Below are 22,386 nucleotides of genomic sequence, written 5' to 3' on the forward strand. Positions count from 1 at the left end.
GCCTATTCGCCTTCGCCGCGCAAATACGTATCCAGGAAGCTGAGATAGGCTTCTGACGCCGTGATGCGATTGTCGCGGCCGCGGAAACCGTGGCCTTCATCGGGGAAGAGGACGTATTCGACCGGCACACCATTGGCGCGCACGGCGGCGACCATTTCATCGCTCTCCACCTGCAGCACGCGCGGATCATTGGCGCCCTGGATGACCATCAATGGCTTGGTGATGGTGTCGGCATGGAAGAGCGGCGAGATGGCGCGGTGGCGTTCGGCATCGGTGGCCGGATCGCCCATCTCGTCATACAGCGACTCGCGGAAGCTCTCCCACCAGGGCGGGATGGAGGCGAGGGTGCGTTCCCAATTGGTGACGCCGAAAATATCGATTCCGACCTCGAAGGCGTCCGGGTGGAAGGCGAGGGCGGCGACGGTCATGAAGCCGCCATAGGAGCCGCCGATGACGCCGACCTGGTCATGGCGCACCCAGTCGAGCGAGCGCAGATAGTCGCCGGCGGCGACGATGTCATTGAGATCTTCCTCGCCATGGCGGCGGTCATCCATGTGGAAGAAGGTTTTGCCATAGCCCGAGGAGCCGCGGTTGTTGGCGGCGTAGACGGCATAGCCGTGATTGACGAGGTGCTGGATCATCGCCGAATAGCCGATCCGGCTCTGTCCGCCCGGTCCGCCATGAACCATGACGAGGGCCGGCACCGGATTGTCGGCGCTGGCACCGTGCGGGCGATACATGATGCCCGGGATCTCGACCCCGTCGAAACTGGCAAAGCGCACCACTTCGGCATCGACCATGTCGGCCTCGCTGATCGCCGGATTGAGCGCCTGGGTGAGCTGGGTGTGGGCCTGGCTGGCCAGTTCGACGAGATGGACGTTTGACGGTGAGGTCGCGGCATTGATGGTGAAGGCGATCGAGCCTTCATCGCGCGAGAAGCGGACCGCGCCGAGATCGCCGGCCGGCAGATCAGGCAGGGCGAGCGCTTCGCCGGTCTCCAGATCGGTGATGCTGACCTCGGTGCGGGCATCGGCATTGATGCCGGTCACCAGAAAGCGGCCCGAGGGCGAATAGGTGACGAACTGGACATCCCAGTCGGCGGTCACCAGCGGCGCGCGCTCACCGGTGGCGAGGTCATGCGACCAGGCCTGGGAGAACTCGCCGAATTCGTCGGTGGCATAGATCAGGGCGCTGCTGTCGGGGGTGAAGGTATAGGCGCTGTAGGCAATATTGCCCTCATGGGCGGTGATCAGCACCGGCTCCCGATCGTCCGAGGCCAGATCGACCAGCAGGATATCGCTGTCGGCCGAGGTGCGATTGCGCACCAGGGCGAGCCAGCGGCCATCGGGGCTGACGGCATTGATGGCCAGAGTATCGCTGTTCTCGAACAGAACGCTGCTTTCATAGCTCAGCGTGTCGTATTGGTAGACATCGAAGGCGGCGGCGTCCCGCGCATTGGTCGCAATCCAGATATCGCTGCCATCGGGCGAGAAGCCGATGAATTGGGCTTTGACGTTTTCGCCCGGCGTCAGATCGCTCAAACGGCCATCGAGTTCGCGCACATAGACATGGCTGAGCTCATCGCCGCCGCCATCGGCGGTGACCAGGGCGCGGTCATCATTCGGGAACCAGCTGACGGCATAGGTGGCGCTGGTGGTCGATGAGGTCAGCGCCTCGCGATCGCCCGAGACCGGATCGACGGCATAGGCGTTGAAGACACCGGTTTCGTCCGAGGAGATCAGGATGCGGCCGTCGGAGGCCGCAAAGGCATGCCCGCTGCTGTCGGCCATGCCGAAGCTGGTCGTCATGAAGAAGGTGGCGGCATCATATTGCGTGACCGCCGGGGCGCTTGCTTCGATGTTTGCGGGGGCCGCCTGGTCAGCGGGCTGGCAGGCCGCCAGCCCGAACGCCGCCGCGAATGCCGCGCTGATTGCGAAATACTTCATGCTGATCTCCCCAAAATGTCTGTTGCGCACATCATAGCGCACGCCGTGGCGGGAGACAGCAAAGAAAAGGGCCGTCCCGGAGGGACCTAGCCTTCGCCCTCCGCTGCCAGCATGAAGAGCATGTCCCGCGCCAATGTTCCGGCCAGCTGCGGCTCGCTGCAATTGAGATGCACGATCACGGTGATGTCGGGCGACAGCACGCGCACGACCGTGGTGACATAGCCGTCGATATAGCCGCTATGGGTCACGAGGGTCAGGCCGGACTCGTGTTCGACATAGGTCGGGCCGAGGGCACGATAGCGGCCATTGCCGCGGTCGATCTTGTCGGAGAGCATGGAAACACCGATCTCGGCCAGGGCGCCATCGCTGGCGAATAGTGCGTCGAGGAAGGTTGCGGCATCATTCGCTGTCGCCAGCACGCCGCCATCGGCACCGTTATTGTCCTGCAGGGTGAAGGTGTCGAAATCCGCGTCATCGCCGCGGCCATAGCCGTGGATGCGGTCATGCGGGTCGCCATACACATTATAGCCGGTCGCCTGCAGCTGAAGTGGTGTGAAGATGATGCTGTCCATCAAGTCTCCGAGCGGCTGCCCGGTCACCGCCTCGGCGACCAGACCCAGCAGCTGATAATTGCTGTTGGAATAGCCAGAGTCTTCGCCGGGCGCGAAATCCGCCTCACGGCCCCGGATATGGTCCAGTGTCGTATCAGCGGTGTTTCTCGCAATGGTGCTGACCTGCGCCTCCCACGCGTCGTCATAATAATCGGGTATGCCGGAGGTGTGGTTGAGCAATTGCCGGATGGTGGCGATGTCCACATTCGCGATGCCTTCGATGCGGGCGGGTTCGACATAATCGGCCGCCGTGCGGTCGAGATCGATCTGGCCATCGAGCATTAGCCGGTGGATTATCGCCGCCGTGTAGAGCTTGCCGACGCTGGCCATGCGCAGCCGATTATCATCCGCCATGGCTTCGCCCGTTGCCCGATCGGCGAGACCGCGGCTGAACACCTGGCGTTCGCCGTCCATCTCCAGCAGCACAATGGCGCCGGCCACGCCTTCGGCGAGGGTTTCGTCAATGCGCGCCGCGATGCGGCTGTTCAGGGAAGCATCGTCCGGGGCGACGGGCTGGGCCGTGCAGGCACCTGTCAGCGAGGCGAGGGCGGTGGCTGCGGCGATCAGAAAACGCGGGGCGGAAAACATGGCGACTCGTAGCTTGTTTGAGAGGGAGTGTGAGACTAGACGTAATCGCCCGCCGGGAATGGGCGAATTTCGTGCGTTAAGCGGCGAAATTCGCCGACCTTCGCGGTGATGCAACAAGGATACGCCATGCTGGACGCATTCGACCACGCCATTCTCGCCGTCGTCCAGGCGGATAATCGTCTGCCGAACCGGGAGATCGCCCACCGGGTGAACCTGTCGGAGACGGCGGTGCGGCGGCGGCTCGACCGGCTGCGCAATGAGGGCGTTATCTGCGGCGATGTTGCATTGCTGGACCGTGACGCGTTGGGGCAGACCATGGTCGTCTCGGTGATCTTCGCCGAGGACAGCGCCGGGGCTTATGCGCGTTTCCGGGAGGAGATGGTTGCGAGCGAGCGGGTGACGCAATGCTATTCCATTGCCGGCGAGGTCGACTTCATCCTCATCGTCCACGCCCCCGATCTGCGTGAATTCGAGGCCTGGGCGCAGACGACCCTGCTCGGCGATCCGGTCGTGAAGCGCTATGAGACCTCGGTGGTTTTCACGACGCACAAATTCTCCACGGGCGTCCCGCTCGGCTGAGGCTGCGCGGCATCCCGTGCAGGGCAAGGAGAGCAGGGCAAAGAAAAAGGCCGCCCCCGTCGGGAGCGGCCTTGTCCTTGTGCGTTCAGCGTGAGCCGAACGGCATGATTACATCATGCCGCCCATGCCGCCCATTCCGCCCATGTCCGGCATGCCGCCGCCACCGGCACCTTCTTCTTTCGGCGAATCCGCAACAGCGGCTTCCGTGGTGATCAGCAGGGAGGCAACCGAAGCGGCATCCTGCAGAGCGGTACGGACGACCTTGGCCGGGTCGATCACGCCGAATTCGAGCATGTCGCCATATTCTTCAGTCTGGGCATTGAAGCCGAAGGTGAGGGAGGCATTTTCCATCACCTTGCCGACCACGATCGAGCCTTCGACGCCGGAATTTTCGGCGATCTGGCGGATCGGGGACTGCAGGGCGCGCGAGATGATCGCGATGCCCTGGGTCTGGTCAGGATTGTCGCCCTTCAGGCCGACAAGCTTCAGAGAGGCTTTCAGCAGCGCAACGCCGCCGCCTGGAACGATACCTTCTTCAACGGCCGCACGGGTCGCATTGAGGGCGTCGTCGACGCGGTCCTTCTTCTCTTTCACTTCCATTTCGGTCGCGCCGCCGACCTTGATCACGGCAACACCGCCGGCCAGCTTGGCCAGACGTTCCTGCAGCTTTTCACGGTCGTAATCGGAGGTCGTGTCTTCGACCTGGCGACGGATCTGGGTGACCCGGGCTTCGATCGCGGCACGTTCGCCGGCGCCGTCAACGATGGTGGTATCGTCCTTGGTGATGCCGACGCGCTTGGCGGTGCCGAGCATGTCGAGGGTGACGGTTTCGAGCTTGATGCCGAGATCTTCAGAGATGACCTGGCCACCGGTGAGGATGGCAATGTCTTCCAGCATCGACTTGCGGCGATCGCCGAAGCCCGGTGCCTTGACGGCCGCAATCTTCAGGCCGCCACGCAGCTTGTTGACCACGAGGGTCGCCAGCGCTTCGCCTTCGACGTCTTCCGCGATGATCAGCAGGGGACGGCCCGACTGAACGACGGTTTCCAGGATTGGCAGCATCGGCTGAAGCGAGGTCAGCTTCTTCTCGTGCAGCAGGATGTAGGGCTCTTCGAGCTCGACATTCATTTTCTCTGCATTGGTGATGAAGTAAGGCGACAGGTAACCGCGGTCGAACTGCATGCCTTCGACGACATCGAGTTCGGTGTCGAGGGATTTGGCTTCTTCAACCGTGATGACGCCTTCATTGCCGACCTTTTCCATGGCGCGGGCAATCATGTCACCGATTTCAGTCGCGCCATTGGCGGAGATGGTGCCAACCTGGGCAATCTCGGCCTGGCCCTTGATCGGGGTGGCGGAGGCCTTGATTTCGGCGACGACGAGGGCAACGGCCTTGTCGATGCCGCGCTTCAGATCCATCGGGTTCATGCCGGCGGCAACCGACTTCATGCCTTCGCGGACGATGGACTGGGCCAGGACCGTAGCGGTCGTGGTGCCGTCACCGGCTTCGTCATTGGTCTTCGAGGCCACTTCGCGCAGCATTTGTGCGCCCATATTCTCGAATTTGTCGGCGAGCTGGATTTCCTTGGCGACCGAAACGCCGTCCTTCGTGGTGCGTGGGGCACCGTAGGATTTTTCCAGAACGACATTGCGGCCTTTCGGGCCGAGGGTCACTTTGACGGCGTTAGCCAGGATATCGACACCGCGCAGCATGCGCTCACGGGCGTCGGAACCGAAGAGTACGTCTTTAGCAGCCATGGGATTTTTTCCGTTTGCTAGAGTGGGTCAGAAGGGATCGGGGCGGCCGCTCAGGCGCCAACAATACCCAGGATGTCGGATTCTTTCATGATGATCAGCTCGGCGCCGTCGAGGGTAACCTCGGTGCCGGACCATTTGCCGAACAGGATGCGGTCGCCGGCCTTGACGTCGAGGGGACGGACGGAGCCGTCATCCTTGATCGCGCCGGATCCGACGGCGACGATTTCGCCTTCCTGGGGCTTTTCCTTGGCGGTGTCGGGGATGATGATCCCGCCTTTGGATTTGGATTGTTCTTCGAGGCGCTTCACAAGGACGCGGTCGTGCAGAGGACGAAAGCTCATCTTGGCGTATCTCCAACAAGAGGACAGAAAATCAAAAACAGCCCGGCAGAGTGTTTGGCACTCACGTTCGCCGACTGCTAACAGAGGGGCAGATAAGCAGTCGATGTGACGGCGTCAAGGGCGGCGATGTACGCTGTTCGGGGGAATTCCGGCGGCGCCTCCGGCCCCGGTCATTTTCCGTTCATCGCGTGATTGATATCGCTCCTAATCAATGCCTGTGTTAATGGACGCTCTGACGGCCCACGGGGCCGCTAAGCTGAGAGGTCGAACCGATGAAGATCCGTACTGCGCTGATGACAACCCTGGCTGCCCTGGCCATGACGGCCTGCACCACCACTGACCCCTATACCGGCGAAGTCCGCCCGAATTACACCGGACGCGGCGCGCTGATCGGCGCCGCCGCGGGCGCGGCGCTGGGCTATCTCACCAATACTTCCGATTCCCAGGAAGGCCGGACCAACGCCCTGATCGGCGCCGGCATTGGCGGTCTCGCCGGGGCCGGAATCGGCAATTATATGGATCGCCAGGAAACGGCGATGCGCGAAGCCATGTCCGACAGCGGCGTCGGCGTGCGCCGCCAGGGCAATGATCTCCTGCTGATCATGCCGGGCGATGTCACCTTCGACACCAATTCCTCGTCGATCAAGCCGGACTTCTACCGCATTCTCAATGATGCCTCCGAGGTCCTGAACCGCTATCCCGCCACTTATGTCGACGTGGTCGGCCATGCCGATTCGACCGGGCCTGACGACTATAACCAGCGTCTGTCCGAGCAGCGCGCCTCGTCGGTCGGCAGCTATCTGATCTCCCAGGGTGTGTTGCGCGACCGTTTCTACATTGCCGGCATGGGCGAGCGTTCGCCGATTGCCAGCAATGACACGGCCGAGGGCCGCGCCCGCAACCGGCGTGTGGAAATCCTGATCCGTCCGCACACCGTCTCCTGATCAGGCCTGAGCCTGGAATGACGAAGGCGGTCCACTTCCGGGTGGGCCGCCTTTTTCTTGCGGACAAAAGCGAGCGCGTGCACGGGTTTACCTTCATTAACCAAACGACAACCGGTGCGGGATCAGCCTAGGGTTCGGTATTGCCACCGATTCGTTTTCGGCAAACCCGGTTCAACAAGGCTGCCCATGCCCCGCGCATCAGACATTCTCATTCTGCTGACCTATGTGATGATTGCGGTCGTTGCGGCGATCGGCTTCGAATATTTCGGGCTGATGTCGACGGCGACGGCGTGGATGATGGGCGCGATCGTCTTCATCGTGGCCGGCATGGCGCATTCTGCTGCGACGCATGCGCATGAACGCCGGACCACCGAAGAGGAGATCCGCGGTCTCAAATCGGCCAATCTCGCCCTGGCCGAGGAATTCGAGGCCGCCCAGCGCCGGCTCGATGAAATTACCGACGAGCTGCGCTGCGAAGCGGTCGAACGCGATAATGCCTTCGTGCATGAGGTCAAGGTTCTCGAGGATCTGGTGCGCCGGGTTGGCGAACCGATCCCCGACCGTGCCGGACAGCCGGCCGAAGCCAGCGGCAAGACGGTGAGCATTGATGTGGTGCGTGAAGCCCTGCAGGCCAATCGCGTCGATCTCTACCTTCAGCCCATTGTCACCCTGCCGCAGCGGCGGATCATGTTCTATGAGAGTTTCACGCGGCTGCGCGATGCGGCCGGCCGTGTGCTGGCACCGAGCGTCTTCATCGAGGTGGCCGAACGCGCCGGGCTGATGACGGAGGTCGACAATCTTCTGCTCTTCCGTTGCGTGCAGATCCTGCGGCGCCTGACGCAGCAGGATCGCCGCGTCGGGATTTTCTGCAATGTCTCGCCCAATTCGCTGGCCGATGAGAGCTTCTTCCCGTCCTTTCTCGACTTCATCCGCCAGAATAATGATCTGGCCGGTGCCCTGATTTTCGAAATCCCGCAGCGTGCCTTCATCGAGCGCAATGCGATCGCGGCCCGCAATATGTCGCGCATGGTCGATTTCGGTTTCCGATTCTCGGTTGATCAGGTGACGGATGTCGATCTCGACCTCAACGAGATGCAGCGCGCCGGTGTGCGCTTCGTCAAGATTGCCGGCCAGCGCCTGCTCGATGCCGTCAACAATTATGAATCGATCGCCGGGCTTGAAGCCGGGTCGATTGCGCATGAAGACATGGCCGGCGTCTTCGCCCGTCATGGCATTGATCTGATCGTCGACAAGGTCGAGACCGAGGCGACTGTCGTCGAGGTGCTCGAGCTCGACGTCGCCTTCGGCCAGGGCCATTTGTTCGGTGAACCACGCCCGGTGCGTGATGAGGCGCTCGACGAGACCGGCAATGTCATCCGCATGGCTGGCTAGCTGGCAGTAGTTGACCTGACCGGGCCGCGCTGCTTCAACCCGTCCATGATCCAACCCGCAACCCTGTCCGAGCTTCGTGACCGCTATGACGTCCTGTATTGCGATGTCTGGGGGGTGATCCGCGATGGCCGCCGGCTCCTGCCCGATGCCCTTGATGCCCTGGTGCGCTTTCGCCAATCGGGTGGTTTTGTCTGCCTCGTCTCCAATTCACCGGCGCGTGCACGCGGACTTGCCGCCCATCTTGACCAGCTGGGCATGCCCGGGGGCAGCGTCGATGCGATCGTGACCTCCGGCGATGCCATCCACACGGAGCTCGCCGTGCGCATGCCTGGCCGCGCCCTGCGGATCGGGCCGGATGGCGATGACGAACTCTATGAAGGATTGGCGATCGAATTCACCGGTATCGAGGCGGCGGACTTCATCAGTTGCACCGGGCCGGACGATTACTGGAATGGCAAGCCGGAGGATTATCGCGCGGTGCTGGAGGCGGCGCTGGAGCGCGATCTCGATCTGGTCTGCGCCAATCCCGACATTGTTGTGCAATCCGGCGAGCGCCTGGTCTATTGCGCCGGCGCGATCGCGCGTCTCTACACGCAGATGGGCGGACGCAGCATCGTGGCCGGCAAGCCGCACCGGCCGATCTATGATCTGGCGCGGGCCCGGCTTGAAGCTTCGGGCCGGGCTTTCGACCCGCGGCGCGTGCTGGCGGTTGGCGATGGTCCGGAAACCGACATTGCCGGTGCAGTGCGGATCGGAATTGATGCCCTGTTTATCGCCGACGGCATCCATGGCGCAGACCTGAACAGCGACAGTCTCGATTCCGAGACTGTCGCTGGCATGCTGGATGGCTATGACGTGCATGCCCGCTGGTGGGCGTCCAGACTGGTCTGGTCGGCCTAGGCCCGTCGCATTGGCTTGCCGGCCAATGACACGGCCTCAGTCAAACAGTGAGTCGATGGAACCCTGGTCGAGATCATTGACCGGTGGCGCGTCCATCGCTGCGAACATCGCATCGATATCGTCCTGGCTGGTCTCTGGTCCGCCCATGGCCGGGCCATTGAGCAATTGTTCCCGGTCGCGCTTTTCTTTTGCGGTCTCTTCCTGCGGTGCGAATTCGGCATCGCGCACGCCCATCACCTCGGCGAAACGGGCCACACGGTCCTCGACATGGCGCAGGCTGTTGACCACTTTCGAAACGCGCTGACCGGCAAGATCCTGAAAGCTGCAGGCCTCGATAATGGTCATCATGCGTGCTTCGACATTGGCGCGATAAGCCTCGAAATCCTCGCTATCATCACACAAGACGTCCTCGGCGGCCGACATGATCGTCTCGGTCGCCTTCTCTGTGTCACCAACGACCGCTTCAAGCTCGGCCCCGGCTGTCGGGATGCGTTCGGTCTTGATGTCATTGGGCCGCAGGGCGGCAATCTCATTGCGTGTGCGCGAGATGTATTCGGCAATATAATTGAATTCCTGGCAGATCGACTGGTCGAGGGAGCTGAAAAACAGCTTCATCGTATCTGTCAGCTGGTGGGCCAGCTTCAGAACTTCCATGATCTGCGCACCTTGCAGATCGCCAGCCTTCAGCGAGGCGAGCGATGTGCGGACTTGCGCGGCGACATTGGCGGCGGGCATGGGGCCCTCCTTGCTCAACAGGTTCATACAACGGGTCGTCGAGGCCAAGGCCTAGAAGTCACCAAGAACAGCGGACATCTTCGATTTCAAAGTGCCGGCATTGAAGGGCTTCACGATATAGTTGTTCACGCCGGCGCGTTTCGCGGCCACAACATTCTCGGTTTTGGATTCTGCGGTCACCATGATGAAGGGCGTGGCTTTCATGCCCTCATCTGCGCGAACCTTCTGCAGAAGCTCATAGCCCGTCATCGGTTCCATGTTCCAGTCGGATATGACCAGCCCGTATTTGTTTTCCTGCATTTTCGCGAATGCTTCCTGCCCGTCTGCGGCATCATCTACATTCTCGAACCCAATCTGCTTGAGCAGGTTGCGTATGATTCTGATCATGGTTTTGTAGTCGTCCACGACCAGGATCGACATTGTCATATCGACAGCCATGCTAAGTCTCCATCCACTCGGCGTGTTTCCTGGGACAGCTTGTTCCGCTGTCTTCACCAATGACCCTAGACAACTGCGGATAAAAATCGGTTAAAGCGTGCGAAGAGACGGAGAGACTCATGGCTGAAATCGTTGGAATCGCCTTGGAAGACATGCAAATCGGCCAGTCTGCGGAAGCAGCACGAGTCGTTGTGGAAGCCGATCTGGACCAGTTTGCGAAGGTCTCCGGCGATTATAACCCTGTCCATATGGACGAGGATTACGCCCGTTCGACCCCGTTCCGCGGACGGATTGTGCATGGCGCCCTGGTCGCCTCCCACATTTCCGGCGTGCTCGGGAACCAGTTGCCCGGACCGGGCGCAATCTTCCTCGCGCTGAATATGCGCTTCTTCCAGCCGGTGCGGATCGGCGATGAAGTGCTCACCAGGGTCACGGTCAAGGAGATCGACATCAAGGCCCGTCGCCTGGTGATGGATTGCGTCTGCACTGTCGACGGCAAGGTCGCGATGCAGGCCGAGGCAGAAGTCATGGTGCGCAAGCGGCGCCGCAAGCCGGTAGAATAGGTCTTGATGCGGACTTTCCATGGATATGACCGGCTCGGGCCGGACCAGCGCGGCGCCGTCGTTGCGCTGGGGAATTTCGACGGCGTGCATCTGGGCCATCGCGCCGTGCTCGATATTGCGCGCCGCCTGGCCGAAGATGAAGGCGCCAAGCTTGGCGTTGCCCTGTTCGAGCCACACCCGCGACGCTATTTCGCGCCGGAAGCGCGTGCCTTCCGCCTGATGAGCCCGGCACGGCGCGATGCGACGCTGGACGCGCTCGGGGTTGCGCAATTGCATATCCTCGAATTTGACGCGGCAATGGCGCAGATGACACCGGAGATTTTCGTGCAGACGGTTCTGGCCGACGGGCTCGGCATTGGCGGTATCGTCACCGGCTCCGATTTCCGTTTCGGCGCGGGCCGGGCCGGTTCGACCGTTGAGCTGGCGCAGTTATGCACGGCGCGGGGCATTCGCTCCAGTTTTGCCGAATTGACCGGCAATGGCTCCGACAAGGTCTCCTCGACGCGAATCCGCAAGGCGATCCATGATGGCAATATGCAGGCTGCCGCCGAATTGCTGGGCGCCCGCTGGGCGGTTGATGGCGTGGTCGTCCAGGGCAATCAGCGCGGCCGCACCATCGGTTTCCCGACGGCCAATATCGATATGGGCGATTATGTCCGCCCGGCCTATGGCGTCTATGCCGTCCTGGTCGGGATTGATGGCGAGCCGGCCGTTCGCCCTGCCGTGGCCAATATCGGCAAGCGGCCGACGGTCGATGGCGTCACGGAAGTGCTGGAAGTTCACTTGCTGGACTTTGAGGGCGACCTGTATGGCCGCGAACTGGCGGTGGAATTCCATGACCATTTGCGCGCCGAACACCGCTTTGACGGTCTCGATGCGCTCAAGGCGCAAATCGCGCTCGACGCCGCCCGTGCCCGCGACGTGCTGAAGCGTGTGGCTGGACCGGCCTGACGGGCTCGGATATATGCGGAGCATGGTTTGTTTCCGATTGAAGATATCTGCTGCGGAGCCGTCTGGGGCGTCGCTTGTCCGGCGAATTAGCGGCCCGGGCCGCCGGGATTGATCCCGCGCGGTTCCGGGAGACTGCCTCTCCTCCAGATCTTTCCACGATACTGACCGCAAGGACCTGATCCGATGACGGATAAGCCCGCTGATACCGGAACCGACACCGCCGATAGCCGCGACTATCGCCAGACCCTGTTCCTGCCCAAGACCGATTTCCCGATGCGCGCCGGCCTGCCGGCGCAGGAGCCGCTCTGGCTCGAACGCTGGGACAAGCTGGACCTCTATCGCCGCCTGCGTGAGCAGAGCAGCAAGCAGACCCGCTTCGTGCTGCATGATGGTCCGCCCTATGCCAATGGGCACATCCATATCGGCACCGGCATGAACAAGATCCTGAAGGATTTCGTGGTGCGCTCCCGCCAGATGGCCGGGTTCGATGCGCCCTATCGTCCGGGCTGGGATTGTCATGGCCTGCCGATCGAATGGAAGGTCGAGCAATTCTACCGCTCCAAGGGCCGGAACAAGAATGACGTGCCGACCAAGGAATTCCGCGCCGAATGCCGCGCCTATGCCGCAGGCTGGATCGATGTCCAGCGCGAGGAGTTCAAGCGTCTCGGCGGTGTCGGTGACTGGAATGATCCCTACACCACCATGGCCTATGAATCCGAAGCGGCGATCGTGCGTGAATTCCTCAGCTTCGTGAAGCAGGGCCTGGTCTATTGCGGCTCGGCCCCGGTGATGTGGTCACCGGTCGAGCAGACCGCGCTGGCTGAGGCCGAAGTCGAGTATCACGACAAGGTCTCGACCACGATCCATGTCCGCTTCCCGCTGCGCGGTCTGCGCAAGGACGGTTCGGCCATCCCGTCACCGTGTATCGGCGCCCAGGTCGTGATCTGGACGACGACGCCCTGGACCATCCCGGCCAATCGCGCGATCTGCTATTCCCCCGATATCAGCTATGGCCTGTATGAAGTCACGGCGATGGGCGAGAGCGATTTCCAGCCCTGGGCGATGCCGGGTGACCGGTTGATCGTCGCCGATAATCTGTGGGAAGAGACCGCCGCCGCCGCGAAAATCACCCGCGCGGACCGGATCATGTCCGTCAATCCGGAAGGCCTGGTTTGCGCCCATCCGCTCGCCGACGCCGACAAATACTGGAGCTATGGCGTGCCATTGCTCGCCGCCGACCACGTGACCGACGAGACCGGGACCGGCTTTGTCCATACCGCGCCGGGCCATGGCGCCGAGGACTATGTCGCCTGGATGGCGCATCCGGAATGGCATGACCGCAACATGCCTGTGCCGCAGACGGTGGGGGAGGACGGTGCCTTCTACGACAATATCCCGCTGTTTGGCGGCCTGCACATCATCCGGGTCGACGGCAAGAAACAGGGCCAGGACGGTCCGGCCAACAAGGCGGTGATGGATGCCCTCATCGCCCAGGGCCGGCTGCTGGCGCGTGGCCGCCTGGAGCATTCCTATCCGCATTCCTGGCGCTCGAAGGCACCGGTCATCTTCCGCAACACACCGCAATGGTTCGTCGCCATCGACCGGCCGATGCAGGATGGCCGCTCCTTGCGTGACGTCGCGCTGAAAGCGATCGGCGATACGGAGTGGACGCCGAAAGTGGCACAGAACCGCATTCGCGCCATGGTCGAGGGCCGGCCGGACTGGCTGGTCTCGCGCCAGCGCGCCTGGGGCGTGCCGCTGACCCTGTTTGTCGAGGCGGGCACCAAGCGCGTTCTCAATGATCCCAAGGTCCATGCCCGGATCATCAAGGCCGTTGAGGAGGACGGGGCGGATGCCTGGTTCGAACGCCCGGCGGCTGAATTCCTCGGTGAGGAGTATGATCCGGAGGCCTTCGAGAAGGTCACCGACATTCTCGATGTCTGGTTCGACAGCGGGTGTACCCACGCCTTTGCGCTGGAGCCGCGCCCGGACCTGAAATGGCCCGCCGATCTCTATCTGGAGGGCTCCGACCAGCATCGCGGCTGGTTCCAGTCTTCCCTGCTTGAAAGCTGCGGCACGCGCGGCCGTGCGCCCTATGATGGGGTGCTCACCCATGGGTTCGTGATGGCCGGCGATGGCCGCAAAATGTCCAAATCGCTCGGCAATGTCGTCGCGCCGGACGATGTCGCCAAGAAATATGGCGTCGAGATCCTGCGTCTGTGGGCCGCCGGCCAGGACTATACCGACGATCTGCGCATCTCCGACGAAATCCTCCAGACCAGCGTCGATGCCTATCGCAAGCTGCGCAATACGATGCGCTATGTGCTCGGCGCCCTCGATGGTTTCGGGGAGTCGGAGACCGTGCCGCACCATCAGATGCCATCGCTGGAGCGCTGGGTACTGCACCGGCTGCATGAACTCGATGGCATCGTGCGCGAGGGCTATGCCGCCTATGATTTCAAGAAAGTCTATTCGGCCCTGTTCAATTTCTGCGTCGTCGACCTGTCGGCCTTCTATCTCGATGTCCGCAAGGATGCGCTGTATTGCGACCGCCCCGACGCCCTGCGCCGGCGCGCCGCGCGGACGGTGATGAATGAAGTGATCGACCGTTTGACAGCCTGGCTGGCACCGATCATGCCCTTCACCATGGAAGAGGTCTGGCTCGGCCTGCATCCCTCGGACACGGACAGTGTGCATTTGCGCACCTTCCCGCACACGCCGGCCGACTGGCATGATGGCAGCCGTGCCGAGCGCTGGCAGACCATTCGCCGCCTGCGCCGGGTCGTGAACGGGGCACTGGAAGTCGAGCGCCGCGAAAAGCGCATCGGTTCCAGCCTCGAGGCCGCACCGCAAGTCTTTGTCACGGACCCGTCCTATCGCGCTGCCCTGGCGGCCGAGGCCGATGGCGATGTCGATGAATACCTGGCCGAAATCGGCATCACCAGCCAGGCGTACCTGATCGATGGCGAGGCTCCGGAGGCCGGATTCCGGCTTGAGGATGTCGCCGATATTGTTGTCATCCCCGGCCGCGCTGTCGGTCGCAAATGCGCGCGCTCGTGGAAATATTCGACCGAGATTGGCGCCGATGGCCGCTATCCGGATCTCAGCCCGCGCGATGCCGAAGCTGTCGCTCACTGGGATGCGATGAATGCTTGATCGCCTGAAGGGCGTCCTTGCGGCGATCCGCGTCACCGCCGATGCCCGCCTGGGCCTGATCCTGGCGGGCACCGTGCTGGTGCTCGACCAGCTCAGCAAATGGCTGGTGCTGGACCGCCTGGCCTTTTCGCCGCCCGGTTGCCTGGATTTCCAGCGCGCCGACGCGCTGGCCCGGTCCGGCATGGTCAATACGTGCGGCCATATCGAAATCTCGTCTTTCTTTGACCTCACCATGGTGTGGAATAAGGGCGTCAGCTTCGGCCTGCTCGGGGCGGACGGCATGCTCGGCCGCTTCCTGCTGGTCGGTTTCTCGGTGATTGTCGCCATGGCGCTGATCGCCGGCCTGTTATCGCTGGGGCCGTTCAAGGCCGTGCGGCGCTGGCAGGCGATCGCTTTCGGCCTGATCATTGGCGGCGCTCTGGGCAATGCGATCGACCGGGCGCTCTATGGCGCGGTCGCCGACTTCCTGAATTTCTCCGGCATGATGTTTCCCTGGGTGTTCAATATCGCCGATGTCGGCATCAATCTGGGGGTCGCGGCGATCCTGCTGGATGTTTTCGTTTTCGACCGGGAAAAGCGTCCCACCAAGATGTAATGGTCTGAGGGCTGGAGATCGGTGAGACTCTTCGCTACATATGATCCGAAGAATGACTGGAGCTAAGTCCATATGCGTTTGCCATCCCTACTTATTGCCGCTGCTGCGGCCTCTTTCGCCCTGACGGGTTGTGCCGCTGTCGAGCAAGGCTTTGGTGGTGGGAAGGTTACGCCGGACGAGTTCCGTACCGTCACCATCGCGCCGCTCAGCGTGCCGCCCGAATTCAATCTGCGCCCGCCGCGTCCCGGCGCGCCGCGGCCGGAAGAGATCTACCCCGACCAGATGGCCCGCGCGGCCCTGCTTGGTTCCCAGGGTGAGTTCCAGGGCAGCGATGCCGAGGCCCTGCTGGTTGCCCATGCCGGCGGCGGCGCGGCCGATCCATTCATCCGCTCGATCATTGATGGCGAAACCGCCGGCGTCGTGCACAAGACCCGCAGCTTTGCTGACCAGGTCCTGTTCTGGCGCGATGGCGAATACGTCCCGCCTGTCGATGCGACACCGCTCGATTCAGCGGCCGAGGCGGCGCGTCAGGAATCGATCCTGAACGTCACCGGTGGTGGCAATGTCGAGATCGAACATGATCGCCGGTTGCTGCCGAAACTGCCCGGCCTCTGATCGCAGCATCGCTGCACACTTGACCGACTCAGGGCCAGCCGAAAGGTTGGCCCTATGTCTTTGACCATGACCCAGCCCATTATCCGCCGCCTGCCCGCGCAGACCGTCAATCGCATCGCCGCCGGCGAGGTGGTCGAACGGCCGGCCTCCGTGGTCAAGGAACTGGTCGAGAACGCGCTCGATGCCGGTGCCACCCGGATCGATATCGTCGCGGACAGCGGCGGCCTTGCGCGCCTGCTGATCGACGATAATGGCAAGGGCATGAGCGCCGAGGAGCTGGGCTTGTGCATCGAGCGCCACGCCACCTCAAAACTCCCCCTCGGTGAGGACGGCCAGGACGATCTGCTCAACATCGCCACCATGGGTTTTCGCGGCGAGGCACTGCCCTCGATCGGCTCGATCGCCCGTCTGTCCATTATCAGCCAGGCGCGCGGGGCCGGGGATGCCTGGTCGGTCAGCGTCGAGGGCGGCAAGGCCAGTGAGGTCGCCCCCATCGCCCCGCTTGGACGCCCGGGCACGCGCATCGAGGTGCGCGACCTTTTCTATGCGACGCCGGCCCGGCTGAAATTTCTCAAGAGCGAGCGCGCTGAAAATCTCGGCATTTCCGATGTCGTCAAACGCCTGGCCATGTCGCGGCCTGATGTCGGCTTCTTCCTCGTGCAGGACGGGCGCAAGCGCCTGTCGATTGCTGCCGAGAGCGGCGATGATGCCGAGGCGCACAAGGCGCGGATGACGGCGGTCATCGGTGCCGATTTCGGTGCCAATGCGCTGGAGGTCGATCAGGTGCGCGAGGGCGTGAGGGTATCCGGCTTTGCCAGCCTGCCGACCTATTCACGCGGCAATGCGATGCACCAATATCTGTTCGTCAATGGCCGTCCGGTCCGCGACAAGCTGCTCGGCGGCGCCGTGCGCGGTGCCTATCAGGATTTTCTGGCCCGTGACCGCCATCCGGTCGTTGCGCTCAATGTTGAACTGCCGACCAGCCAGGTCGACGTCAATGTCCACCCGGCCAAGGCCGAGGTGCGCTTTCGCGACGCCGGACTGGTGCGCGGGCTGATCGTCGGCGCGCTGCGCCATGCGCTCGCCGGGGCCGGTCACCGGGCCTCCACGACGGTTGCCGGCCACGCTCTTGGTGCGGTGAGGCCCGAGGGCTATCGGCCGCCTCAGGGCCTCCAATACCAGGCCTCGCCCCATTCGGCCCTGTGGGGCCGCATGCCCGAACCGCATCAGCCGGGCGTGTTCGAGCCGGGCATGTCGGCGCGGATCGAACGCGATGAGACGCCGGACCCCGCATCGGGCTTTGCCGAAGGCATGGAGGCTGCGCCGCAGGCCCCGGCGCCGGACTGGCCGCTGGGCACGGCGCGGGCGCAATTGCACGAAACCTATGTCATCGCCCAGACCGCCGACGGTATCGTCATCGTCGACCAGCACGCCGCCCATGAGCGGCTGGTCTATGAGCGGATGAAGACCATGCTGGCCGAGACCGGTGTGCAGCGCCAGCGCCTGCTGGTGCCGGAAATTGTCGATCTCGAGGAATCCGAAGCCCAGCGCCTGCTCGATCGCAGCCATGAACTGGCCGAACTGGGTCTGGTGATCGAGAGCTTCGGGGCCGGTTCAATCGCCGTGCGCGAAACACCGGCCCTGCTCAGGAAACTCAATGTCCAGGGCCTGATCCGCGATCTCGCGGATGACCTCGCCGAATATGACCAGGCGCTCTCGCTGAAGGAAAAGCTCGAAGATGTCGTTGGCACCATGGCTTGCCATGGTTCGGTCCGCGCCGGGCGGCGTCTGAATGGCGAGGAGATGAATGCGCTGCTGCGCGAGATGGAAGCGACACCGCATTCCGGCCAGTGCAATCACGGCCGTCCGACCTATGTCGAGCTGAAGCTGGCGGATATCGAGCGCTTGTTCGGGCGGCGATAGGGGCGTTGCCTGATGCAGGCCGGCCGGTGCCGGGCTTCGGCTGCGCCCTAGGCGCGGCGCTTCATGGCGGAGGGCTCGTCATAGCTCAGCCCCAGGGCGTGGGCCAGTTCACCGACAAGCTCATGCGCAATATCGACATCGATCCGCGCCTCGGCGTCCTGCCCCTGCCGGTAGTTCCAGAAATCGCAGGCATGGGAAATCTCGCCGATGGCGCGTCCGATCTCGGCGAAGGACCGGCTGGCCGAACGCAGGAAGTCCTGGAAGGGGATGGGGTCATTCTCGTCAATCAGGGCCTTGAAGGCGGCGTCATAGCCAATGATATGGACTTTGACTGACCCGAAATTCTCGTCGATTTGCTGCAGGATGCGCCGCACCAGCCCGTAGAGATAGACCTTGTCCTCATGGCGCGGCCGGTTAAGCCGCATGCTCGCCATCCGTGTCGCCACGGCCGGGAAACCCTGCAGGAGGCGCGCATAGCACCATTTGTAATACAGCACGCCCTTCCAGCCCTTCATGGAGAGCTCGAAATCCTCGGTGCCGAATCTGAGGGCCTTGCGCAAGGGCGCGAGCGACGGGCTGGCGGCATTCTCCATCATCAGCCGGCTCAGGCGCTCGGCCGTCAGGTCGGTATCGAAACCGGCGCCGTCATTGGCCCGCTCGACCAGGGCGCGCATATCATGATGCAGGAAGTTTCGGACGGCGCGAATATCCCGCGGCGAGATATTGAAATAGCAATCGGCAATCTTGCGGCCCAGACCTTGCGCGACATCGCGCAATAGATAGGGGTCGAGTGACGGCAGACGTGCGATCTCGCGCAGCAATTCAATGTCCCGATTGATGTTCTCGATCGGCGTGTTCGCGCCCATTGCCTCGCGGAAGGCGGCCTCGAGATTGGGCTGTTCGATGAAGAGGCTGTAGCCGCCGAGCTTGAGGTCGGACTTGCTGATCGGGAAAACGATCTTGGTCGCCGTCGCGCGCGGCGTGAGCACATAGGGACGGTCCTGGGCGCGCAGGGCGTGTTTCAGCAGGATCGCCTCATTCAGGCGCCGGCAGCTGAATAGCGGCAAGGCAGCGTGTTCCGGATTGGCGGCATTGGCGGTGGCGAGTTCGTGCAGATTCAGCACGCGGGCCGAGGCCGCGGTCTGGGCGATGCGATGAAGGCCCCTGAGTTGTTGCATGCCTGTCATCGTGAGGCTCAGCCGCGCATGGTCCAGCGAAAATGCTATCCCACAGAGAATACAGCCCAAACTCGAATTTACGGTTAATGCCCGCCGATGAAATCCGAATGGATTCCTCGCGGTTCAGTTATCGCGTTCGAGGAACATCACCTTGGCGGCGCCATATTCGCGCTCATTGGCCAGGATCCAGCCGGGCGTTTCCGGCTTTTCCTCAATCCCGACTTCCAGCATTGCGACGGCATCTTGAGAAACCCAATTGCCGGTCAGCAATTTGGCCAGCGCCTTTTCGCCCAACCCGCTGCCATAGGGCGGATCGATGAAGACCAGATCGAAGGGCTCGGCCATGGCGGCGGGTCTTGAGCCCATCGCGGTGGCATCCTTGCGGTGCAGGCTGGTCTGGGAAAAGAGTTTGAGCGTCTGGATATTCTCATGGATCGCGGTGCGGGCGGCCGTCTCGCTATCCACGAAAAGGCAGAAGGCCGCGCCGCGGGACAGGGCTTCCAGCCCCAGTCCGCCGGAGCCGGCGAACAGGTCGAGCACGCGGGCACCCACCAGTGGCGGGGCCCATTCAGCATGGTCGAGCACGTTGAAGATCGCTTCGCGGGCGCGGTCCGATGTCGGGCGCGTGGTGCGGCCCTTGGGCGCAATAATGGTTCGGCCCTTATAGAGACCGCCGACAATTCTCATGATCTAGCTCCGCCCTCTGGGCTTGCGGTCGGCACCGGGCCTGCCGGGACTGCCCACCGGTTTGCCGGCCGCGCCGCGATTTTTGCCGGCCAGCTGGAAACCGGCCTTCGGCTTGCCGCCGGGGCTTTTGCCTGCTGGTGGCTTGCCGGCAAATTTGCGGCCTTCGCCCCGCTTCGCTTCGGCCGACTCGGCCGGGCCACCACGCGGGTCCGCGCGTTTCGCTCCGTCACGTTTGGCATCGGGCCGTCTGGAACCGGGACGCTTGTCATCCGGACGGTTGCGTGGGCCGCGGTTTTTCGAATCTTCCAGATACTGGACCGGTTTGGCAAAGCCGGGCTGGCCTGCGCCGCCCATGGTGCGCTTGGCCGGGCGTTTGGCGGGGCGGCTGCTGGCAGCGGCGAGCTCCTCGAACACATGTCCGGCTTCCATCAGATGCCCGCACTGGTCCTTGAGCACGCGCGAGGCAACGGACTTGACCTCGCCGCGGTCGATTGTGCCGAGCTGGAACGGGCCATAGGCGATCCGGATCAGCCGGTTGACGCGCAGGCCGACGGCATCGAGGGCGCGGCGAACCTCGCGATTCTTGCCTTCCTTGATGCCGATGGTCAGCCAGATATTCGAGCCGGTCTCGCGCTCGACTTCCACTTCCATCGGGCCGTATTTGATGCCCTCGACCGTGATGCCGGCCTGTAGCTTGGCAATGGCTGCATTGTCGATCGTGCCGAAGGCGCGGGCGCGATAGCGCCGCGTCCAGCCGGTGGAAGGCAATTCCAGGGCACGGGCGAGGGCGCCGTCATTGGTCAGCAGAAGCAGGCCTTCCGACGTCAGATCGAGCCGGCCGATCGAGATCACACGTCCGATTTCCTTCGGCAATTTGTCGAATACCGTCTCACGCCCTTCCGGGTCGCTATGTGTCGTCACCAGGCCGGCGGGCTTGTGATAGAGCCAGAGACGCGTGGCCTCCGGTGTCTCGACCGTGATGCCATCGACAATGATGACTTCCTGTCCGGTCACCTTGAAGGCCGGGGTGTCGAGCGTCTTGCCATCGACCTTGACGCGGCCGCCCTCGATCATGCGCTCGATCTCGCGCCGCGAGGCGACGCCGGCACGGGCAAGGTATTTGGCGATGCGTTCGCCGCTCTGGACTGCGTCGGTCAAGCTTGACCCTTTCCCATTGGCGCTCTACGCCGCCGCCATGACAACGTCGCGAGATACCGGGTTTATGGAGGCGGCACTACGCCTGGCGCAATCGGCAGCACAAGCCGGCGAAACGCCAATCGGTGCAATCATCGTCGATCCGGCCACGGACGAGATCATCGCGAGCGCGCATAATAGCCCGATTGCCGGTCATGATCCAACCGGGCACGCAGAAATACTCGCCCTGCGCGCTGCAGGGGCCAAGCTGGGCAATTATCGCCTTCCCGGGCTGGAGCTGTTTGTGACGCTGGAGCCGTGCGCCATGTGCGCCGGCGCCATCTCCCATGCGCGCATCGGCCGGCTGGTTTATGGTGCCGAAGACGCCAAGGGCGGCGCCGTGGCCCACGGTCCGCGCTTCTTCGAACAGCCGACCTGTCATTCACGGCCACAGGTCACATCCGGCATCCTCGCCGAAGAAAGTGCGCAGCTTCTGCGCGGCTTTTTCCGGGCGCGCCGAAAAGCGAAGAGCGACGGGGCTTGACCGCGCCCGGCCGCCGGCCTGTCTCTCAGGCCGCAAGGCGTGCCTCGAGCCCGGCCCGGGCTGCCGGCCACTCATCCCTGAGCATCGAGAAGTAGACCGAATCCCGCCACTCGCCGGTCCAGCACAGCAGGTGATGGCGCAGCGTGCCTTCCTTCGTCGCGCCCATTTTCAGCATCGCATTCTGTGAGCGCAGGTTTTTGTGATGGGTCTTCAGCTCGACCCGCTCGGCACCGGCATCGAAGGCATGGCCGAGCAGAAGATGTTTGCAGGCCGGATTGACCTTGCCGCCGCGCGCTTCGGCGCAATACCAGGTCCAGCCGACCTCAAGGCGCCTGTGGTCCGGTGTGATCCCCAGATAGGCGCTATGGCCCAGCGCCGCGCCATCGGCCTGGCGCCGCACCAGGTGCGAGATCTGGTCGCCGCGGGCCTGGCCGGCCAGCATCAGATCGAACCAGGCATCGAAATGGGGGCCGTCGCCACGGATCGAGGTCAGCGCCCACAGCTCGGCCTCCGCCGCCAGCGGCCGCAATTGCTCGCGATGCGCCCCGCCAAGCGGCTCCAGCCGGACGATGTCATTTTCCAGAATGCGTGGCTCGATCTGCATGGCTCATATCCCGGTCAGAAGAAGCGCTCCGCGTAGCACATAGATCGCGCCAATCCCTGTCACGATCCATTTCGTCCAGTTACGGAATTGCACATCGCTCATTACCTCGAGCAGCCGTGCGCCCAGCGTGGTGCCGATGATGGCCAGCGGGCCTGCGATCAGTAACCAGTGGGTTTGCGGCAGGGCACCGGCAGCCATGGCCGG

21 protein-coding genes and 1 pseudogene are annotated in these 22,386 nt (G+C 63.1%); 11 read left to right on the forward strand and 11 right to left on the reverse strand.

Annotated features, from left to right (window positions below):
* Positions 1-2 precede the first annotated feature (2 nt).
* A complete protein-coding gene (locus tag AAC023_RS08260; RefSeq protein WP_339740045.1) occupies positions 3-1,946 on the reverse strand; it encodes a S9 family peptidase in 1,944 nt (647 codons plus the stop codon).
* 86 nt (positions 1,947-2,032) lie between these two features.
* Entirely contained in the window at positions 2,033-3,145 is a 1,113-nt protein-coding gene (locus AAC023_RS08265; RefSeq protein WP_339740047.1) for a serine hydrolase domain-containing protein, read from the reverse strand.
* Positions 3,146-3,253: 108 nt separating this feature from the next.
* On the opposite strand from AAC023_RS08265, the gene AAC023_RS08270 reads away from it, so the two are divergent.
* The gene (locus tag AAC023_RS08270) at positions 3,254-3,724 is read left to right on the forward strand and encodes an Lrp/AsnC family transcriptional regulator (protein WP_339740049.1); all 471 of its coding nucleotides are present in this window, start codon (positions 3,254-3,256) and stop codon (positions 3,722-3,724) included.
* Between the two features lie 108 nt (positions 3,725-3,832).
* Here the strand turns inward: AAC023_RS08270 and groL are convergent, their stop codons facing one another.
* Both groL and groES read right to left on the reverse strand, forming a co-directional pair.
* Positions 3,833-5,482, reverse strand: a complete 1,650-nt coding sequence (groL, locus tag AAC023_RS08275; protein ID WP_339740051.1) for a chaperonin GroEL — start codon at positions 5,480-5,482, stop codon at positions 3,833-3,835.
* Between the two features lie 50 nt (positions 5,483-5,532).
* Positions 5,533-5,823 (reverse strand): co-chaperone GroES, encoded by a 291-nt coding sequence (groES, locus tag AAC023_RS08280; protein ID WP_339740053.1) that lies wholly within the window; start codon positions 5,821-5,823, stop codon positions 5,533-5,535.
* Between the two features lie 272 nt (positions 5,824-6,095).
* On the opposite strand from groES, the gene AAC023_RS08285 reads away from it, so the two are divergent.
* The 3 genes from AAC023_RS08285 to AAC023_RS08295 all read left to right on the forward strand — a co-directional run bounded on the left by AAC023_RS08285 (position 6,096) and on the right by AAC023_RS08295 (position 9,059).
* A complete protein-coding gene (locus AAC023_RS08285) occupies positions 6,096-6,767 on the forward strand; it encodes an OmpA family protein (protein WP_339740055.1) in 672 nt (223 codons plus the stop codon).
* A gap of 186 nt (positions 6,768-6,953) precedes the next feature.
* Entirely contained in the window at positions 6,954-8,159 is a 1,206-nt protein-coding gene (locus AAC023_RS08290) for an EAL domain-containing protein (RefSeq protein WP_339740057.1), read from the forward strand.
* A 45-nt stretch (positions 8,160-8,204) separates the two neighbouring features.
* Positions 8,205-9,059: a TIGR01459 family HAD-type hydrolase gene (locus tag AAC023_RS08295; protein ID WP_339740059.1), complete on the forward strand. Its 855-nt coding sequence runs from the start codon at positions 8,205-8,207 to the stop codon at positions 9,057-9,059.
* Between the two features lie 36 nt (positions 9,060-9,095).
* Here the strand turns inward: AAC023_RS08295 and AAC023_RS08300 are convergent, their stop codons facing one another.
* Together AAC023_RS08300 and AAC023_RS08305 are read right to left on the reverse strand one after the other, a co-directional pair.
* Positions 9,096-9,794 carry a protein phosphatase CheZ gene (locus AAC023_RS08300; RefSeq protein WP_339740061.1) on the reverse strand — a complete coding sequence of 233 codons (699 nt, stop codon included), beginning with the start codon at positions 9,792-9,794 and terminating at the stop codon, positions 9,096-9,098.
* 51 nt (positions 9,795-9,845) lie between these two features.
* Positions 9,846-10,232, reverse strand: a complete 387-nt coding sequence (locus AAC023_RS08305) for a response regulator (protein ID WP_091769648.1) — start codon at positions 10,230-10,232, stop codon at positions 9,846-9,848.
* A gap of 119 nt (positions 10,233-10,351) precedes the next feature.
* On the opposite strand from AAC023_RS08305, the gene AAC023_RS08310 reads away from it, so the two are divergent.
* The 6 genes from AAC023_RS08310 to mutL all read left to right on the forward strand — a co-directional run bounded on the left by AAC023_RS08310 (position 10,352) and on the right by mutL (position 18,035).
* Complete coding sequence (locus AAC023_RS08310; RefSeq protein ID WP_339740064.1) at positions 10,352-10,795, forward strand: MaoC family dehydratase; 444 nt, start codon at positions 10,352-10,354, stop codon at positions 10,793-10,795.
* Positions 10,796-10,801: 6 nt separating this feature from the next.
* Positions 10,802-11,746, forward strand: coding sequence for a bifunctional riboflavin kinase/FAD synthetase (locus tag AAC023_RS08315; RefSeq protein ID WP_339740066.1), 945 nt, complete (start codon positions 10,802-10,804; stop codon positions 11,744-11,746).
* A gap of 183 nt (positions 11,747-11,929) precedes the next feature.
* The gene (ileS, locus tag AAC023_RS08320) at positions 11,930-14,902 is read left to right on the forward strand and encodes an isoleucine--tRNA ligase (protein ID WP_339740068.1); all 2,973 of its coding nucleotides are present in this window, start codon (positions 11,930-11,932) and stop codon (positions 14,900-14,902) included.
* Entirely contained in the window at positions 14,895-15,497 is a 603-nt protein-coding gene (lspA, locus tag AAC023_RS08325; RefSeq protein WP_339740070.1) for a signal peptidase II, read from the forward strand. The genes ileS and lspA overlap by 8 nt, the downstream gene beginning before the upstream one ends.
* A gap of 72 nt (positions 15,498-15,569) precedes the next feature.
* Positions 15,570-16,112, forward strand: a complete 543-nt coding sequence (locus tag AAC023_RS08330; protein ID WP_339740072.1) for a DUF3035 domain-containing protein — start codon at positions 15,570-15,572, stop codon at positions 16,110-16,112.
* A 54-nt stretch (positions 16,113-16,166) separates the two neighbouring features.
* Positions 16,167-18,035, forward strand: a complete 1,869-nt coding sequence (mutL, locus tag AAC023_RS08335; protein WP_339740074.1) for a DNA mismatch repair endonuclease MutL — start codon at positions 16,167-16,169, stop codon at positions 18,033-18,035.
* A gap of 47 nt (positions 18,036-18,082) precedes the next feature.
* Here mutL and AAC023_RS08340 read toward each other — a convergent pair whose 3' ends face one another.
* From AAC023_RS08340 to AAC023_RS08350, 3 genes are all read right to left on the reverse strand, one after another.
* Complete coding sequence (locus AAC023_RS08340; RefSeq protein WP_339740076.1) at positions 18,083-19,213, reverse strand: hypothetical protein; 1,131 nt, start codon at positions 19,211-19,213, stop codon at positions 18,083-18,085.
* Positions 19,214-19,336: 123 nt separating this feature from the next.
* Positions 19,337-19,900: a 16S rRNA (guanine(966)-N(2))-methyltransferase RsmD gene (gene rsmD, locus AAC023_RS08345; RefSeq protein WP_339740078.1), complete on the reverse strand. Its 564-nt coding sequence runs from the start codon at positions 19,898-19,900 to the stop codon at positions 19,337-19,339.
* A 3-nt stretch (positions 19,901-19,903) separates the two neighbouring features.
* The gene (locus AAC023_RS08350) at positions 19,904-21,058 is read right to left on the reverse strand and encodes a pseudouridine synthase (RefSeq protein ID WP_339740080.1); all 1,155 of its coding nucleotides are present in this window, start codon (positions 21,056-21,058) and stop codon (positions 19,904-19,906) included.
* Between the two features lie 37 nt (positions 21,059-21,095).
* On the opposite strand from AAC023_RS08350, the gene tadA reads away from it, so the two are divergent.
* The gene (tadA, locus tag AAC023_RS08355) at positions 21,096-21,578 is read left to right on the forward strand and encodes a tRNA adenosine(34) deaminase TadA (RefSeq protein WP_339740082.1); all 483 of its coding nucleotides are present in this window, start codon (positions 21,096-21,098) and stop codon (positions 21,576-21,578) included.
* Positions 21,579-21,603: 25 nt separating this feature from the next.
* On the opposite strand, the gene AAC023_RS08360 is transcribed toward tadA, so the two are convergent.
* Together AAC023_RS08360 and AAC023_RS08365 are read right to left on the reverse strand one after the other, a co-directional pair.
* Positions 21,604-22,182 carry a GNAT family protein gene (locus AAC023_RS08360; RefSeq protein WP_339740084.1) on the reverse strand — a complete coding sequence of 193 codons (579 nt, stop codon included), beginning with the start codon at positions 22,180-22,182 and terminating at the stop codon, positions 21,604-21,606.
* A 3-nt stretch (positions 22,183-22,185) separates the two neighbouring features.
* Positions 22,186-22,386, reverse strand: a pseudogene (locus AAC023_RS08365) (sulfite exporter TauE/SafE family protein); the annotation flags it as partial.

Source organism: uncultured Maricaulis sp. (assembly GCF_963976135.1).
Lineage (GTDB): Bacteria > Pseudomonadota > Alphaproteobacteria > Caulobacterales > Maricaulaceae > Maricaulis.